The sequence below is a fragment of the Fontisubflavum oceani genome, assembly GCF_030407165.1.
Classification (GTDB): Bacteria; Pseudomonadota; Alphaproteobacteria; order Rhodobacterales; family Rhodobacteraceae; genus Rhodophyticola; species Rhodophyticola oceani.
Map to the genome: position 1 here is coordinate 2,334,350 of NZ_CP129111.1, position 15,870 is coordinate 2,350,219.

16 protein-coding genes and 1 pseudogene are annotated in these 15,870 nt (G+C 61.8%); 7 read left to right on the plus strand and 10 right to left on the minus strand.

Features of this window, described 5'->3' with window-relative positions:
- Nucleotides 1–63: 63 nt before the first annotated feature.
- Together QTA57_RS11925 and gap are read right to left on the minus strand one after the other, a co-directional pair.
- Nucleotides 64–207 carry a hypothetical protein gene (locus QTA57_RS11925; RefSeq protein ID WP_290151643.1) on the minus strand — a complete coding sequence of 48 codons (144 nt, stop codon included), beginning with the start codon at nt 205–207 and terminating at the stop codon, nt 64–66.
- Between the two features lie 70 nt (nt 208–277).
- Complete coding sequence (gene gap, locus QTA57_RS11930) at nt 278–1,282, minus strand: type I glyceraldehyde-3-phosphate dehydrogenase (protein WP_290151644.1); 1,005 nt, start codon at nt 1,280–1,282, stop codon at nt 278–280.
- A 186-nt stretch (nt 1,283–1,468) separates the two neighbouring features.
- On the opposite strand from gap, the gene QTA57_RS11935 reads away from it, so the two are divergent.
- Both QTA57_RS11935 and QTA57_RS11940 read left to right on the plus strand, forming a co-directional pair.
- Nucleotides 1,469–2,446 carry a DUF808 domain-containing protein gene (locus tag QTA57_RS11935; RefSeq protein ID WP_290151646.1) on the plus strand — a complete coding sequence of 326 codons (978 nt, stop codon included), beginning with the start codon at nt 1,469–1,471 and terminating at the stop codon, nt 2,444–2,446.
- Nucleotides 2,447–2,522: 76 nt separating this feature from the next.
- On the plus strand, nt 2,523–2,951 hold the full coding sequence (locus QTA57_RS11940; protein ID WP_290151647.1) for a DUF2267 domain-containing protein: 429 nt from the start codon (nt 2,523–2,525) through the stop codon (nt 2,949–2,951).
- A gap of 47 nt (nt 2,952–2,998) precedes the next feature.
- Here the strand turns inward: QTA57_RS11940 and tkt are convergent, their stop codons facing one another.
- Entirely contained in the window at nt 2,999–5,017 is a 2,019-nt protein-coding gene (gene tkt / locus QTA57_RS11945) for a transketolase (RefSeq protein WP_290151648.1), read from the minus strand.
- Nucleotides 5,018–5,283: 266 nt separating this feature from the next.
- Here tkt and QTA57_RS11950 point away from each other — a divergent pair, with 266 nt between their 5' ends.
- Nucleotides 5,284–6,150 carry a hypothetical protein gene (locus tag QTA57_RS11950; protein ID WP_290151650.1) on the plus strand — a complete coding sequence of 289 codons (867 nt, stop codon included), beginning with the start codon at nt 5,284–5,286 and terminating at the stop codon, nt 6,148–6,150.
- On the plus strand, nt 6,143–6,565 hold the full coding sequence (locus QTA57_RS11955; RefSeq protein WP_145208246.1) for a cell division protein ZapA: 423 nt from the start codon (nt 6,143–6,145) through the stop codon (nt 6,563–6,565). The genes QTA57_RS11950 and QTA57_RS11955 overlap by 8 nt, the downstream gene beginning before the upstream one ends.
- Here QTA57_RS11955 and QTA57_RS11960 read toward each other — a convergent pair whose 3' ends face one another.
- The gene (locus tag QTA57_RS11960; protein ID WP_290151652.1) at nt 6,566–7,231 is read right to left on the minus strand and encodes an SDR family NAD(P)-dependent oxidoreductase; all 666 of its coding nucleotides are present in this window, start codon (nt 7,229–7,231) and stop codon (nt 6,566–6,568) included.
- 129 nt (nt 7,232–7,360) lie between these two features.
- On the opposite strand from QTA57_RS11960, the gene QTA57_RS11965 reads away from it, so the two are divergent.
- On the plus strand, nt 7,361–7,957 hold the full coding sequence (locus QTA57_RS11965; protein WP_290151653.1) for a biotin transporter BioY: 597 nt from the start codon (nt 7,361–7,363) through the stop codon (nt 7,955–7,957).
- 78 nt (nt 7,958–8,035) lie between these two features.
- Here QTA57_RS11965 and QTA57_RS11970 read toward each other — a convergent pair whose 3' ends face one another.
- The 4 genes and pseudogenes from QTA57_RS11970 to radA all read right to left on the minus strand — a co-directional run bounded on the left by QTA57_RS11970 (nt 8,036) and on the right by radA (nt 12,106).
- On the minus strand, nt 8,036–8,461 hold the full coding sequence (locus QTA57_RS11970) for a DUF1284 domain-containing protein (protein WP_290151654.1): 426 nt from the start codon (nt 8,459–8,461) through the stop codon (nt 8,036–8,038).
- Nucleotides 8,458–9,952, minus strand: a pseudogene (gene purF, locus QTA57_RS11975) (amidophosphoribosyltransferase). Before purF ends, QTA57_RS11970 begins: the two are co-directional and overlap by 4 nt.
- A 126-nt stretch (nt 9,953–10,078) precedes the next feature.
- Nucleotides 10,079–10,684, minus strand: coding sequence for a CvpA family protein (locus tag QTA57_RS11980; RefSeq protein ID WP_290151655.1), 606 nt, complete (start codon nt 10,682–10,684; stop codon nt 10,079–10,081).
- Between the two features lie 57 nt (nt 10,685–10,741).
- Nucleotides 10,742–12,106, minus strand: a complete 1,365-nt coding sequence (radA, locus tag QTA57_RS11985; RefSeq protein WP_145208255.1) for a DNA repair protein RadA — start codon at nt 12,104–12,106, stop codon at nt 10,742–10,744.
- A gap of 640 nt (nt 12,107–12,746) precedes the next feature.
- Between radA and QTA57_RS11990 the strand changes: the two genes are divergently transcribed.
- Complete coding sequence (locus tag QTA57_RS11990; RefSeq protein ID WP_290151659.1) at nt 12,747–13,835, plus strand: autotransporter outer membrane beta-barrel domain-containing protein; 1,089 nt, start codon at nt 12,747–12,749, stop codon at nt 13,833–13,835.
- Here the strand turns inward: QTA57_RS11990 and QTA57_RS11995 are convergent.
- Nucleotides 13,832–14,272, minus strand: coding sequence for a paraquat-inducible protein A (locus QTA57_RS11995; protein ID WP_290154890.1), 441 nt, complete (start codon nt 14,270–14,272; stop codon nt 13,832–13,834). The genes QTA57_RS11990 and QTA57_RS11995 overlap by 4 nt on opposite strands.
- Nucleotides 14,273–14,488: 216 nt before the next feature.
- On the opposite strand from QTA57_RS11995, the gene QTA57_RS12000 reads away from it, so the two are divergent.
- Nucleotides 14,489–15,067 (plus strand): GNAT family N-acetyltransferase, encoded by a 579-nt coding sequence (locus tag QTA57_RS12000; RefSeq protein ID WP_290151660.1) that lies wholly within the window; start codon nt 14,489–14,491, stop codon nt 15,065–15,067.
- Between the two features lie 3 nt (nt 15,068–15,070).
- On the opposite strand, the gene QTA57_RS12005 is transcribed toward QTA57_RS12000, so the two are convergent.
- On the minus strand, nt 15,071–15,814 hold the full coding sequence (locus tag QTA57_RS12005; protein WP_290151661.1) for a DNA repair protein: 744 nt from the start codon (nt 15,812–15,814) through the stop codon (nt 15,071–15,073).
- Between the last annotated feature and the right edge of the window lie 56 nt (nt 15,815–15,870).

Consider the following 15,870-nt stretch of genomic DNA (forward strand, 5'->3'; position numbering starts at 1 on the left):
GTATGTTAGCGATAACATGGCGCTTGTAACCCTGAGATGACCGGATGGGAAGGGGGTGCGGCACTAGCGCCAGAAAGCCATCCACTCCAAGACGCGGAGCAGATACCAGCCGACGATCAGGTGCAAATCCCAATGGAAATAGAGGAAATCCGCCGCGACCACCGCGAGGATGATGCCACCGAGCCAGAGGGCGATTGTGTTGGTCATATTAGGCCCATTGTCCGCGCGCTAATCTGCAAGGCAGACACTGGGCCGCGCCGGGTCTGGGTGCAACCCCTCAGTGCAGGAGGCGGCCCATCGCACCGGCCACATCGGCCATGCGAACCGAGAAGCCCCATTCATTGTCATACCACGCCAAGACGCGCACCGTGCGCCCGCCAACCACTTTGGTTTGGTCCGGCGCGAAGATCGACGAATGGGTCGTGTGGTTGAAATCGACGGAGACCTTCGCCTCTGGGTCATAGGCCAGAACTGCGCCCATATGGCCCTGCGCCGCTTCGGCGACAACGGCATTGACCTCTTCGACGGTCACATCGCGGCCCGCCTCGAAGGTCAGATCGACGGCGGAGACATTCGGTGTTGGCACGCGAAGTGCTGTGCCATCAAGCTTGCCATCCAGTTCCGGCAGCACCTCTTTCAGCGCTTTGGCCGCGCCGGTGGAGGTTGGGATCATCGCCATCGCGGCGGCGCGGGCGCGATACAGATCGGCATGGCGGCGGTCGAGCGTCGGCTGATCGCCAGTATAGCTGTGGATCGTGGTCATGATCCCGCGCTCAATTCCGATTGCGTCGTTCAAGACTTTGGCGAGGGGTGCCAGACAGTTCGTGGTGCAAGAGCCGTTCGAGACAACTTTGTGCTCGGGCTTCAAGGCGCGGTGGTTCACACCATAGACGATGGTTTTGTCGGCGTTCTTGGCAGGCGCCGAAACCAGCACCCGTTTTGCGCCATGCTCGAGGTGAATCGCGGCTTGGTCGCGGGAGTTGAACTTACCGGTGCATTCCAGAACCACATCGCAGCCGGACCAATCCAGCTCACGCGGTTCATAGGTCGAGAAGACTTTCATCGGGCCGCGGCCCAGATCGAGCGTATCGCCATCGACCCGAACCTCGCCGCCGAACCGGCCATGGACCGAGTCGTATTTCAGCAGATGCGCGTTGGTTTCAATCGGCCCGGTGGCGTTGATCTTCACGACCTGCACATCATTGCGCCCGCTCTCGGCGATATGGGCCAAAGTGCAGCGCCCGATGCGGCCAAATCCGTTGATCCCGATGGTGACGGTCATTGCCGCGCTCCTTTGCCCTAACGATTCTGCCCCTGCCTTGGGCGCGGTGCATACAAAATCCTTCGGGCTACGGGAAGGAAAAACCGCTTATTTTCTTTATGTTAGCGCAAACCACTTCTGTTTGCGCTAACGGTTGGAGCGATGCGGAAAGCCGGGTAGAGTGCGCCAAACCGACGGAGGCAGGGCATGAGCGGGTTACTGGCGCTATTGGATGATGTGGCGGCGATTGCGAAAGTCGCGGCCGCCTCGGTCGATGATGTGATCGGCCAAGCGACAAAGGCCGGGGCGAAGGCCGCAGGTGCGGTGATCGATGATGCCGCCGTGACGCCGAAATATGTGCATGGGTTTGAAGCCAAACGAGAATTGCCGATTGTCTGGCGGATCGCAAAGGGCTCGATCTTCAACAAGCTGGTGATTTTGCTGCCCGTGGCGCTGCTGCTCTCGGCCTTTGCGCCGTGGATGATCCCGCCGTTGTTGATGCTCGGCGGCGCATATCTCTGCTTCGAAGGGGCGGAGAAGATTTGGCACAAGTTCGGCCCGGGACATCACAGCGCCGAGGAAGAGGCCGCGGCCGTCGGCGACCCGGCGCATTTGGAGGAAGAGAAGGTCCAAGGCGCGATCAAGACCGATTTCATCTTGTCGGCGGAGATCATGACCATCGCGCTTGCGGCCCTGCCAGAGAGCAATATCTGGTTTGAGGCCGCCGCACTGGCCGTGGTCGGGCTTGGGATCACCGCGCTGGTCTATGGCTCGGTGGCCTTGATTGTGAAGGCGGATGATGTGGGGCTGCATATGGCCAATGAAGGCCGGCTTGGTCTCACGCGCAGCGTTGGACGCAGCATCGTGCGCGGCATGCCGGGCTTCATGTCGGTTCTGACCTGGGTCGGAACCGCGGCGATGCTCTGGGTTGGCGGCTCGATCATCATCCACGGGCTGGCCGAACTGGGCTGGCACACGCCGGAAGAGATGATCCATCACGCCGCCGAGGCCGTGGCGCATCTCTTGCCCAATGGGGCGAGCGGTTTTGTATCCTGGCTGGTAAAAGCGGTGATTGACGGGGTGTTGGGGCTGGCCCTTGGGCTCGCGCTGATCCCGCTGGTGGCGACGGTCATCGGGCCAGCTCTGCGCGCGGTCGGCATCGGTGCAAAGGCCGGAGATCACTAACCCAGATCAAGGCTGATGTCGGTTCCGCTTGGTATGATCCCTGAAATGGGCGTCAGAGACAGGAGGAGCCGAGGCCATGAGTGCACTTGGGTTGAGGATCATCGACGAATCCGTTCAACAGGCCAATCTTTGGATCAATGATGTGGATTACCGGGCCGGATGGGCCAACAAGCAGCGCGCCTATCGGCTGCTCCGCGCGGTGTTACATGCGGTGCGCGATCATCTGAGCGTCGATGAGGCGGCGCAGCTTGCCGCGCAAATGCCGATGCTGATCCGGGGTCTCTATTACGAGGGGTGGAATCCGTCCAAAACCCCGGTCGTGATACGCAGCCGCGCGGATTTCGTCGCGGCGGTGCAGAAGGACTTTGCCAAGGACCCGATGGGGGATGCGGAAGAGGCGATCGGCGCGGTGCTGGATGTGTTGGATCAGCGCATCTCAGAAGGGGAAATGGCCCATGTCCGGGCCAGTTTCACCAAAGAGATCCGCGCGCTTTTTGCGGACTGAACTGGTGTGAGGAGGCCGCTGGCGGCGTCGCCAACGGCCCCGCAATCTCAGGACAGGAGCGATTTCGCCTTGTCGGCCACAGCTTCGGCGGTGATGCCGAAATGCGCGAAGAGCTCGCCAGCCGGTGCGGAGCCGCCAAAGCTCTCCATCCCGACGAACCCGGCTTTTGCCTCGCGGCCCCGCTCGCCCAGAAGCCAGCGATCCCAGCCAAGCCGAACCGCGGCCTCGACGGCGACGCGCACCGCACCACCGGGAAGGACCCGTTTGCGATAGGCCTCCGGCTGCGCCTCGAACAGCTCCCAACAGGGCATGGAGACCACGCGGGTGCCGATCCCTTCGGCTTGCAGCAGATCGCGCGCGGCCATGGCCACGGAAACCTCGGAGCCGGTGGCCATCAAGATCACCTGACGTTTGCCTTCGGCATCGGCCAAGACATACCCGCCTTGGGCGGTCAGGTTCTTGGTCTTGTGCTCGGTCCGAACCGTGGGCAAGCCCTGGCGGCTGAGCGCGAGGACCGAGGGCGTGGCCGCTTGTTCGAGCGCGACTTCCCACGCCTCGGCGGTTTCCACCGCGTCCGCCGGGCGGAACACAAGGCAGTTCGGCGTTGCCCGCATCATCGCCAGATGCTCGACCGGCTGGTGTGTCGGCCCGTCTTCGCCCAGGCCAATCGAGTCATGGGTCATGACATATTGGACATTCACCCCCATCAGCGCCGAAAGGCGGATCGCACCACGCGCATAGTCGGTGAAGCAGAAGAACGTGCCACCATAGGGCCGCACACCGCCATGAAGCGCCATGCCGTTCATCGCAGCCGCCATGCCATGTTCGCGGATGCCATAATGGATATGGCGGCCCTTGCGGTCTTCGGGCGCGAACACGCCTAGATCGGCGGTTTTGGTGTTGTTGGAGCCGGTCAAATCGGCGGAGCCGCCCAATGTCTCGGGCACCACCGGGTTGATCACTTCCAGCGCCATTTCGCTGGCTTTCCGAGTCGCGACCTTGGGTTGCGTCTCGGAGATTTGCTTTTTCAGCGCTTTGATCGTGGCGGAGAGCTTCTTCGGCATCTCACCAGCGAAGGCGCGGGTGAATTGCGCCTGACGATTGGCCGAGGTGAGACCGAATTCGGTTTCCCAGGCTTCGCGTGCGGCGCGCCCTTTCGCGCCAATCGCTTCCCATTCCGCTTTCAGATCGTCGGGGATCTCGAACGGGCCGTATTTCCAGCCATAGGCGGCTTTGGTGTCAGTGATCAGCTTCGGATCGGTCAGCGCGCCATGGCCTTTCGCGGTGTCTTGGGCCGAGGAGCCGATGGCGATATGGGTTTTGCAGGCAATCATCGCCGGGCGTGGAGAGGCTTTCGCCTCGATGATCGCGCGGTCGATATCCGCCGGATCATGCCCGTCACACTCGAACACATCCCATCCGGAGGCGGCAAATCGCGCCTTCTGATCGGTGCGGTCGGACAGCGTCACCTCACCATCAATGGTGATGTTGTTATTGTCCCAAAACACGATCAGCTTGCTTAGCTCGTGACGCCCTGCGAGGCCAATCGCCTCCTGGCTGACCCCCTCCATCAAGCAGCCATCGCCGGCAATGCAATAGGTGTAATGGTCGATCAGCTTCTTGCCCCACCGGGCGCGCAAGCTTTCTTCGGCCATGGCGAAGCCAACCGCATTGGCGATGCCTTGGCCCAAAGGTCCGGTCGTGGTCTCGATGCCTTTGGCATGGCCATATTCCGGATGGCCCGCCGTGATCGCGCCCAACTGGCGGAAATTCTTCACCTGCTCCAGCGTCATATCCTCGTAGCCTGTGAGGTAGAGCAGGCTGTAGAGCAGCATCGATCCATGACCAGCGGACAGGATGAACCGGTCGCGGTTTGGCCAATCGGGGGCGCTTGCATCAAAGCTCAGATGGTTTTCAAACAGAACTGTGGCCACATCGGCCATGCCCATCGGCATGCCGGAATGGCCGGAATTGGCCGCCGCGACGGCGTCAAGCGTTAGCGTGCGGATACAGGCGGCGCGGCGCCAATGGGCGGGGTTCTGAGCGGCGAGGGCTGAAAGGTCCAAGGTGAGCGTCCTGTCTCAAGTGGCACTGGGTCCGCGCGGTGATAGCAGAGGCAAGCCGAAGTGCAAGCGGGCCAGGGCAGGGCAGAGGTGGGTTTTCGACCGGAAATGCGCCGTTGCCCGCCGAATGGCCGGAAAGAGTTGCAAATCCGGGCCGGATACGATTCGCTAGGGGCAGAGGTTCGGCGTGCGGCATATGGCCCGCCGGGCAGGGTGAAAATGGCCCCGCAAAGGGTGCCAGTGGACAAGACCGGGGGCATCGGCAGAGCATGAACGACACGGTGACAATGGAGCGGATTTCCGAGCTTGAAGGTCGTTTGGCCGTGGCTCTGGATCGGATTTCGTCGGGGGTTGGGACGCTAAAACCCCAATCCGGCGCAGGCGGTGGCGATATTGACGCCGCCGCAGCCGCATTGGCGGAGGCCGAAACCCGGGCGGCGGAACTGGCCGCGCGTTTGGCCGATGCCGAAGGGGACGGTGGATCGGCCTTGGCCGAAGCACAAGAGGCGCTCGACGCGGAGCAGTCTGCCAATGCGGCGCTGACTGAGCAGTTGCGCGCGCTTGAGGCGTCGCGCCAGGCCAGCCAAGACGAGGCGGCACGACTGACCGCAGCGCATGAAGAGAAGATGGCCGAACTGACCGGAGAATTGACCGAGGCGCGCGCGGCCAACGAAGAACTGCGTGCTCAAATTGCCGAGCGCGACGCGGCCCCCGCCGTTGCCGAGCCGAACCCAGAGGATAAGGCGACGATTGAGCGGCTGCAGGGTGAGGTGGAAATCTTGCGCCGCCGCGTGAAACGGTTGCGCGGTGAAGCCGCGACGGCCCGTGAACAGCGGGACGAGGCGCAAGATATCCTCGATGAGTTGCGGAGCGTTGACGGCGATGGCGCGACCGAGGCCGCGCTCCGGGTCGAACTGCGGGAATTGCGCCTCGCCAATGCGGAGCTGCGCGACACGAGCCAAGAGATGCGCCAAATCGCGGCGCAGGGCGAGACGGTCGATCCGGACCTCTTGAATGCGTCGATGGCGGCGGAACTTGTGGCGCTCAAGGCGGAGCGCGCCGCCGAGGCGGCCGAGATGCAGCAAATTGTCGATGAATTGACCCCCCTCGTGAGCGGAGACAGCGCCAATGCCTGAGTTGAATATCGAAATCGGCGGGCGCAGCTTCACGGTCGCCTGTCAGGAGGGCGAAGAGCCTTTTCTGGAGGCGGCTGCTCGGATGCTCGACACCGAAGCAGCGGTTGTCTTGGGGCAAATCGGACGGATGCCGCCAGAACGGATGTTGTTGATGGCTGGGTTGATGCTGGCCGACAAGACCGCCGGGCTGGAGGAAGATTTGGGCCGGATTCAGGGCGAGTTGGAGGCGGCAGAGGCGGCGCTGACCGCGGCACAGAACAAGCTTGATGATCGGGCACGGCGGATTGTGGAACTGGAAGATTCCGCCCCGCCCGCCGAGATCACGGTGATCCCGGCGCAAGTTACTGACGGGCTGGCCGAATTGGCCGCGCGCGCCGAAGCATTGGCCGAAGAGGTCGAAAGCGCCGCGGGCTAGTTACGCTTGAAAGACATCTGGCAGAAGCCGCGCGGCCTCGTCGCGCGGACTGTTCAGCGCGTCTCGATCCTCGCCAGGGTAGAACCGGGCGCGGATCGCGGTTGGCATCGGGTTTGGCCGCAAGAGATGCACGCCCAGATGCGATTTGGCACTTTCGGCTTGCCAGCTTTGCACCAGTGCGCGCTCGGCGGCCTTGCTCATGGCGTAACCGGCGGCGAACTTCTCATCCCAATCGCTGTCGAAGAACACCGCTTTCGGCGCCTCCGCCGGCGCGATCAGCGGGTCGACCAGCGCAATCAGCCGGGCGAAGGCGCGGATATTGGTGCCGATCAGCTTATCGAGATCTTTCGCGGTCAAATGTGGCGTGGGCGTCAGCGCGGTGGCGTGAAACGCGCTGTGGACCCAGATATCCGCTTTGCCCCATCGATCGAAGATCGAGCGGCAGAGATGCGCCATCGCGCCCTCATCGGTGACGTCCATCGGGGCCAGGGTCGCGCTGCCGCCGGCCGCTTGGATCCGGTCATCGAGTTCTTCCAACCCGCCGGTGGTCCGCGCCACGGCCACAACATGGGCGCCGCGCGCCGCCAACCATTCGGCACTGGCCGCGCCGATCCCGCGAGAGGCGCCGGTGACCAGCGCGATCTGTCCGTTCAAAAACTGTTCCATGCGGGGCAAATGCAGGCTTTGACCGCGATTGGCAAGATGCCACGCCTGCGGCGGATTGCTTGACTTTGCTGCGCCTGCACGGGACAACACCGCTCAACAACAGTTTGCAGTTGCAAAAAGGAGAGGCCGATGAGCCGTGACACCACCCTTAGCCAAGCCGCGCTTGGCACCGATGGCATCGGGCGCAAGGCGCTTCTGGTGCTCGGCGGAACCGCCTTTATCGCCGCCGCGGCGCAGATTTCGATCCCGATGATCCCGGTGCCGATGACGCTGCAGACCTTGGCGATTTTGATCGTTGGTTTCGCCTACGGCTCCCGTTTGGGGGCGATCACGCTGGTGACCTATTTGGCCCAGGGCGCGATGGGGCTGCCGGTCTTTGCCAATGGCGCGAATGGCCTGGCGCTGATCGGGCCGACGGGTGGCTTCTTGGTCGGCTTCGTCGGCATGGCTTATCTGGCTGGCTTGGCGGCAGAGCGTGGATGGGCGCGGGGCGTCTTCACGACGGCGCTGTCCGCGATCGTGATCTCGGCGCTGCTCTATCTGCCTGGTGTCGCTTGGCCGATGGCTGTGGCGCAAGTCTTTGGTATCGAAGCCGGTTGGGTTGGCCTTTCGGCGGCACCGATCTGGGCGAATTTCGTGGCGCCGTTCTTGCTGGGTGACGTGATTAAATCCGTCCTTGTGGCGCTGATCGTCACCGGCGCGTGGCGGGCGCTGGCGCGTCGCTAAGGCCGCAAAACTTCGAACACGGAAAACGCCGCCCAAACCGGGCGGCGTTTTTTGTTGGGATCGGCACCTTGATGACTGTTAGTTTGTTTCATCATGCAGCCGCGTGAGAGCCGCTTCACAAACGCCGAGCGGCAGCCATTCGCAGCCTGCGCAAATCTGGGCAAGATCGCCGGGTTTGACCCGCTCTCGGATACGCGATTTGGCCGCGCCCCATGTCAAGCGCTCGCCATCGATCAGCTCCAAGGCCGACGCATGGGCGGTGTCCAATCGGTCGATCTTTGCTTGGCTGGTGCACAGCGTGCCGCGGCGCTTGGGGCAGGGCGCACAGATATCGTCGGTGGTTCGGACCACCTCAATCTCCGTCTGGTCGCCCTCGGCCGCCCTGAGCCGCCCGACCACAATGGCCGTCATATTCGTGGTGAAGGCGTCGGAATAGCCTTTGCCCTCGAACCCGAGCGAGCACAAAAAATGGTGCGGCCGGTAGCGCAGGGGCGCGGCGCTCACTCCGCTGGTTCCTGAACCTCGAATCCCTTGGCTTCCATATCCGTCGGACGGACCGGGTAATCGCCGGAGAAGCAGGCGTCACAATAGGCGGGCGATTTCGGGTTCCGGCCCTTGGATTCGCCCACCGCGCGATAGAGCCCGTCAAGCGAGATGAAGCGCAAGCTGTCGACTTGCAAATGGGTCTGCATCTCGTCTTCGGTCATGGTCGCGGCAAGGAGTTTCTCCCGCTGTGGTGTATCCACGCCGTAAAAACAGGGCCAAGCCGTCGGCGGCGAGGCGATGCGGAAATGCACCTCAGCCGCGCCGGCATCCAGGATCATCTCTTTGATCTTCCGGCTGGTGGTGCCGCGCACCACGCTGTCATCGACCAAGATCACCCGTTTGCCGCGAATAAGGGCGCGGTTCACGTTCAGCTTCCAGGCGAACGCCCATATTGCGGATCTGCTCGGTCGGCTCGATGAAGGTCCGGCCCATGTATTGGTTGCGGATGATCCCCATCGCGTAGGGGATGCCCGATTTCTGGCTATAGCCAATCGCCGCAGGCGTCCCGCTGTCGGGCACGGGGCAGACGATATCGGCGTCCACCGGCGCTTCACGAGCCAGTTCGACGCCGATCTGACGGCGGGTTTCGTAGACCGACTGGCCCCCAATCACACTGTCAGGGCGGCTGAAATACACATGTTCGAAGATGCAGGGGCGGGGCTTGCGCGGTTCGAACGGCATGTAGCTTTCGACACCCGCGGGGGTGATCACCACCATCTCGCCCGGTTCCACATCGCGCACATAATCCGCGCCGATGATATCAAGCGCGCAGGTCTCGGAGCTGAGCACCCAGCCTTCGCCGATCCGGCCCAGAACCAGCGGGCGCACGCCAAGCGCATCCCGCACGCCGATCAGCTTGGTCCGCGTCATCGCCACAACGGAAAACGCGCCCTCGACTCGGCGGAGCGCGTCTTTCATCCGTTCGGGGATGGTTTTCTGATAACTGCGCGCCATCAGATGGATGATGCACTCACTGTCACTTGAGCTTTGGAAGATCGAGCCGCGCCCGATCAACTCACGCCGCAATTCCTCGGCATTCACGATATTGCCATTATGGGCCAGCGCCGCGCCGCCCATGGAGAATTCGCCGAAAAATGGCTGCACATCGCGGATCGCGGTATGGCCTTTGGAGCCGGTGGTGGAATAACGCACATGGCCGATGGCCAGCGGGCCGGGCAGGGTCTCCATCACCTTATGCGAGGTGAAGTTGTCGCGCACATAGCCAAAGCGCCGGGCCGAGTTGAACCCGTGATCGGGGTGATGGGCAACGATGCCGCCGGCCTCCTGCCCCCGATGTTGTAGGGCATGTAGGCCGAGGGCCACGAAATTCGCCGCATCGGCGACGCCGATCACGCCAAAGACGCCGCATTCCTCATGCAGTTTATCATCGTCAAACGCATCGAAAGGATGTGCGGGAAACCGGGCGTCGTCGCCAGTCCGGTGGCTCATTCAGTCGCTCCTGTGACAGCAGGCAAGGGCCGAATCCGATATTAGATTTAGGGCAGTATGTAGGGCGTCTGACCGGCGCTGTCACGCACCGGTTCATCAAGCTGTCACAATTGTTGCGGCGAGGCCCTAGTTCCCGGTCTCGGCCGGGGTCTCTTCGGCAGGGGCGGCATCTTCTGCGGCGGGTTCGGCGGAGTTGATCAGCTCTTCATAACGCTCCAAAATCCAGCCTGGTGCGTCGGTTGGGATTTGCGCCTCGATCCGCTCTTGCATCTGGCCGAAAATCTGCGCCGTGCGGCTGTCGTCGACCATCGGGATCGCTTGGTCGCCTGCGATGCGATCATAGACGATCAGCGCAACAACCACCAAAAGCACGCCCCGGGCAACACCGAAGAGGAACCCGAGCCCCGCATCAATCCCGCCCAGAACCGAGCGCTGAATGGCCGATGAAAACAGCGGCGTGAAGAGTGAGACCACCACCAGCGCAATGGCAAACACCCCGGCAAAGGCGGCAATGATGCCAAGTTCGTTGCTGTCGCCGATGAAGTCGCCGACATAAGGGATCTCGCGTACGAGCGGGAAGGCGGTCGGGGCAAAGATAAAAGCCACAATCGCGGCGATGACCCATCCGGCAATCGCCATGACTTCGCGGACAAACCCGCGGGAATAGGCCAAAATGGCGGAGATCACGATAACGGCTGCGACCACGCCGTCGATGATGGTGAAGCCTTCCATAAGTGGCCCTCGTCCTGTTTCCTGGCACCCCTGCCGGTGCCGTTTGTTTTTAGGCGCTTAGCCCGCGCCGAATACATCCCCGACAAAGCGGGTCAAGTCGGCCATCGGGTTAAGCGTCATGCCCGCCCCATCGCCGGTTTTGCACCCCTCGGGTACGATCGCAGAGGAAAAACCAAGTTTCCGGGCTTCTTTCAACCTGTTTTCTGCCTGAGACACGGGTCTGAGTGCGCCAGAGAGGCTGAGTTCCCCGAAAACCACACAATGTGGCGGTATTGCGGCGTCTTCCCGCGCAGAGAGCAGCGCCGCAGCAACCGCCAGATCGGCGGCAGGTTCGGAAATCCGCATCCCGCCCGCGATGTTGAGATAAACATCGAGCCCTTGGAACGAGATGCCAACGCGCGCCTCTAGCACCGCCAGGATCATCGACAGACGCCCGCTATCCCAACCCACGACCGCCCGCCGCGGCTGACTAAGTGAGGAAGGGGCCACAAGCGCTTGAATCTCCACCAGAACCGGCCGTGTCCCCTCGATCCCGGCAAAGACGACAGAGCCGGGGGCCGGATTGTCGCGGTCGGTCAGGAACAGCGCCGAGGGGTTCGGCACTTCGGCCAGTCCTGCACCGGTCATCTCAAACACACCGATTTCATCGGCGGGGCCGAAGCGGTTTTTCACGCTGCGCAGGATGCGGAATTGATGCCCACGCTCGCCTTCGAAATAGAGCACGGTGTCGACCATATGCTCCACCACGCGCGGGCCCGCGATCTGACCTTCCTTGGTCACATGGCCGACCAACATCACCGCGACGCCGCGCTTTTTCGCAAATGTCACCAATTCATGCGCGGCAGCGCGGACTTGCGAGACGGACCCGGGCGCGCTTTCGACCGTGTCGAGCCACATCGTCTGGATCGAGTCGATGATCGCCAGATCGGGGCGCTCCGCATCCAGCGTCGTGAGGATATCGCGGAGATTGGTTTCGGCGGCCAGTTTCACTTCGGCATCCGTCAGCCCCAACCGCTGCGCCCGCATCCGCACCTGGGCCGTGGCCTCTTCGCCTGAGACATAGATGACTTTCAACCCGGTGCGCGCGAAACTCGCTGCGGCCTGCAGCAGAAGTGTCGATTTCCCGATACCGGGGTCCCCGCCGACCAGCGAAGCAGAGGCGGGAACCAGGCCACCGCCCAAAACGCGGTCGAGTTCCGCCAAGCCGGAGCCTTGGCGCGGTGGCGGTGTTTCTTCAGTGGTCAGATCGGTCAAGGCCATCGCCCGGCCTTTCACGGCACCGAGCGATTTGCCCGGCCCCGATGACAGCGGCGCTTCTTCCGAAATGGTGTTCCACTCGCCGCAATTGTCACACCGGCCCGACCATTTCTTATGGACCGAGCCGCAGGCGGAGCAGATGAACTGGGTGACGGGTTTTGCCATGACACAGGCCTAGCGCAGCGGTTGGGGGATGACCAGACGCTGCCTCGGTGTTCGCGGTGCGAGCAAAGACAAACGTGCCACGCAACCGGGGCGGCCTTCTCGCCGCAGATTTCGGGCACTTTGTTTTCAGAAAAATGTTTTCAAGTGATAGGGTTCTTGACAATTTTCCATTGTTCTTCCCTAATCCTGCATGGCGGTCTTGGCGGCATGGGTGGCGTGCCCTAAAGGTTGGCATGTGACTGTATTTACACAGTTTTTGAATTAGGCGGGATAGAATATGAGCAGTAAAAAAGCGGGGGTTCTTGCAGCAACCGCGTTGGGCCTTTGTCTGAGCAGTGGTGCGCTAGCTCAGGACCAACGATTTGATGTCACAGTGACAGATAGTGATCGGCCTTATGGAACGGCCGGATACACGTTTGTTGTCATCCCAGTCACAGTATTGGACGCCCCGAATTTTCGGGTCGATGCCGTAAATACGGTGGGCACGATCAACCAGGTTAGTATTGTCGATTTCATCATTTTTCTTGACGGTGTCACCATTCCCGAAGGCCCGGGGACAAGTTTTTCTTCACACGCGGCCGAACCAACGGCGGTAGGTTATTTCTGGGACGATTCTCCGCAGTCTCAAAACCCGACCGCATTGTCTGACGCCGCGGCAGGGCCACTGACCAACGGCGATTTTCAGCTCGTCGTGGCCCCTTTTGACAATTCGGGCACCGGCGGCGATTACACGGTCACTTTGGAGCTATACGGCGTAACCTCTCCGATCGCGCCGCTGCTTGGTCCGACGACAGAAGAAGAATTGGCCAATCTGATGGCGGCGACCAGTGGTGCGACACTGGTGTTTGTCAATAGCGCCGGAAATGTCGTCCGTATTCAAGGGCAGGCCAGTCTTGTCGCTCGGGACCAGCAGATGACAGCCACACGGGCAGGCGGCGGTTCCAACGCTGATCTGGTCACCGTCTCCACCCGGAACAACCAAACCGGACTAGTCGGCAATCTGTATACTTGGGCCGAAATCACCGGATTGCGCGCAGAAGACGACGCGAATGACCGCGATTTCACCGGCCGCGGTTTTCAGATTGGCGGCGACGTTCCGATTTCGCCGAACATGGTCGCAGGCCTCAGCTTCGGCGTTCAGGACCTTGATGTGTCTGGCCCGAGTTTCAGCCAAGAGGGTGTGCTGCGCTATCTTCAGCCCTACTTGGCTTACCAATCCGGCCCCTGGAGCGGGGAGGCGAACATTATCTATGGGCTTGGTGAGTTTACGCAGACTTCAACCAGTGGCACCGGCACTGGAGATACGCGCTTGGCCGCATTGAGTCTGTCTGGTGGGTATGATTTCGACATGGGCGACGGCTTGACGCTTCGGCCCACCCTCGGTCTAACTCATGGCACTGAAGAGGTTACTGGTGATACCGGCACCTTGGCGGGCGCGGGATCTACAACAGTGCGGTTCACCGAGGTGTCACTAGGTGGACGCTTGACGCGGAACACCGCACACGGATCGTTCTTTGCTGGCTTACATGCCGATTGGCAGGACACCAGCGGAGACACCCAGATCGTGTCCGACCTTTTGGCCGAAGACGGTTGGACCGGGCGGCTGGAGCTTGGCGGTTCATTCGAATCTGACAACGGCCTATTGTTCGACACTTCCGTCGAGTTGGGCGGATTGGGTGGAGATTTCCGTAGCACCAGCGGCGCATTGCGCCTGGCGATCCGGTTCTAGACCTTGATCCCGAGGCGCTTGGCGGTTGCGACGGAGAGCAAGAGTGACCCTAAAACGCACCCTGTGAAGAGCCAAAGGCCCCAGGCGGTTTCTATGCGACCGACGGTGATGCCTTTGGCGATCACAATGTAGAGCGCGATCAAGAACACATCCGCCATCGCCAGCTTGCCGAGGAGGCTGGTCAGGCCCAGGAACCGCTCGGGCAGGCGGCGCAGATGGATCAGCGCCAGCGTGATGGTTTTGCCCATGGGCGCGATCAGCGCGAAGAAGATCACCAGAAGCGCCAGCAGCTTTTCATCCTCCCAAAGCGCCGCGATGCCAGAGAGGACCGAGATTTCCTCCAGGCCGAAAAGCGGCAGTAACCCGGCGCGCATCAAAGGTGCGGTCCAGGAAATTGGGAAGAGGATCAGAAGCGCCAGATTGGCGAGGACGAGCAGGCGCATGGGCCGGGCCTTTCGGTCAGGTCGTTGAACGGCACATGGCCCGATGCGCGCCGCCACGCAAGTCTTGGCAGGAAATCGCCACGTGCCGCGTGGGGCTGATTGATAAAATGTTCATGATATGTTCTCGTGCGTTTATGTTGTCCACGATAGCCGATGGCGATGTGCAGTCGTCGCCCAATGGTTGGCAGAAGAGGAATATGGTGAGGATTGATGGAACGCCCGCGTGACTCTTCGATGATCTTTGACATCCGCCCTGCGGATTGGGCCGGGTTTAGCGCGGTGATGGGTGAGAAGGGCGGCTGCGGCGGCTGTTGGTGCATGCTCTGGCGCTTGTCCAAAGCCGAGATGGACGCGCAGATGGGCGCGGGCAATCGGGCCGCGATGAAAGCGCTGTTCGAGGCGGGCGAGGTGCCGGGCCTTGTGGCCTATCACGATGCGGTGGCGGTGGGCTGGATACAGGTGGCGCCGCGCGCGGAGTTCCCCCGGCTCGAACGGTCCCGGGTGTTGCAGCCGGTGGATGACCTGCCGGTCTGGAGCGTGTCCTGTTTCCTGGTCGATAAACGGTTCCGACGGACAGGGCTTTCGGTTCAATTGCTGCGCGCGGCTTGCGATTTTGCGCAAGAACGCGGCGCGGAGGTCTTGGAAGGCTATCCAATCGACACCCCGAAAAAGAGCTATCCGCCGGTCTATGCTTGGACGGGATTTGCTGGCGCATTCCAGGCGGCGGGCTTCGCCGAGGTGGCGCGCCGATCCGACACAAGGCCGATCATGCGGAAAACCTTAAGCTAAGCTTTATTCTGCCGGCGAAGACGCCGTGTGCATGGTGATCACCCGCGGTTCATCCGCCGGGCGGTGACGCAGCTCGAAGCCCAGTTCGGTCAGCGCCGCGCGCAATTGGTGTTCCACGGCGCGGCGTTTCTCGCCAAGACGGATTTCTTCGTCTTCCACCTGCTCGGCCAACACCGTCAGCTCGGCACAGGCGGCCCGCGCACGATCCAGATGCGCCTCAAACCCATCGATTTCATGTTGCCGCTGCTGCAAGAACCGGCGCGCGCGCTCGATCTTTTCGACGCTGAAGCTCTGCGCCAATTGACGGCTTTCCAAGCTCATCTGCGCCGCCAGTTCGAGGATCTGTGGCTCCAGGGTTTCCAGCTCGGGATGTTCCTGCAGAAACGCATAGCGCTCCCGCACCGCGTCGAACTCGCGATCAAGGCCAAAGAACCCTTCACGGTCGGCTTTGTGGCACGCGGCATAGGCCCGGGCCACATCCTCCATTCGCACCCGGAAATCCCGATGACTGGTCTCCAGCCGTATCATCCGCACATTTGCCGGCAGATAGAGGCTGAGCAGGATAACCAATGCGGTCACACCGATTTGCAGATATCGCCCGCCATCGGGCAGGGTGGTCGTGCCAAAGCTCAGCGGAAGGTCAAGCCAAGGCAAAACCCCAAATGCCGCCGCAAGTGCCGCGGCCAACAAGACCGCCGCTGCCACCACGACGATCACCATAGCGAGGCGCTGTAAAATCGAGGTCATCGACCCCAAAAATCTACCCATCCAATCAAACATCGCGCGTCCCCCAACGAAAACAA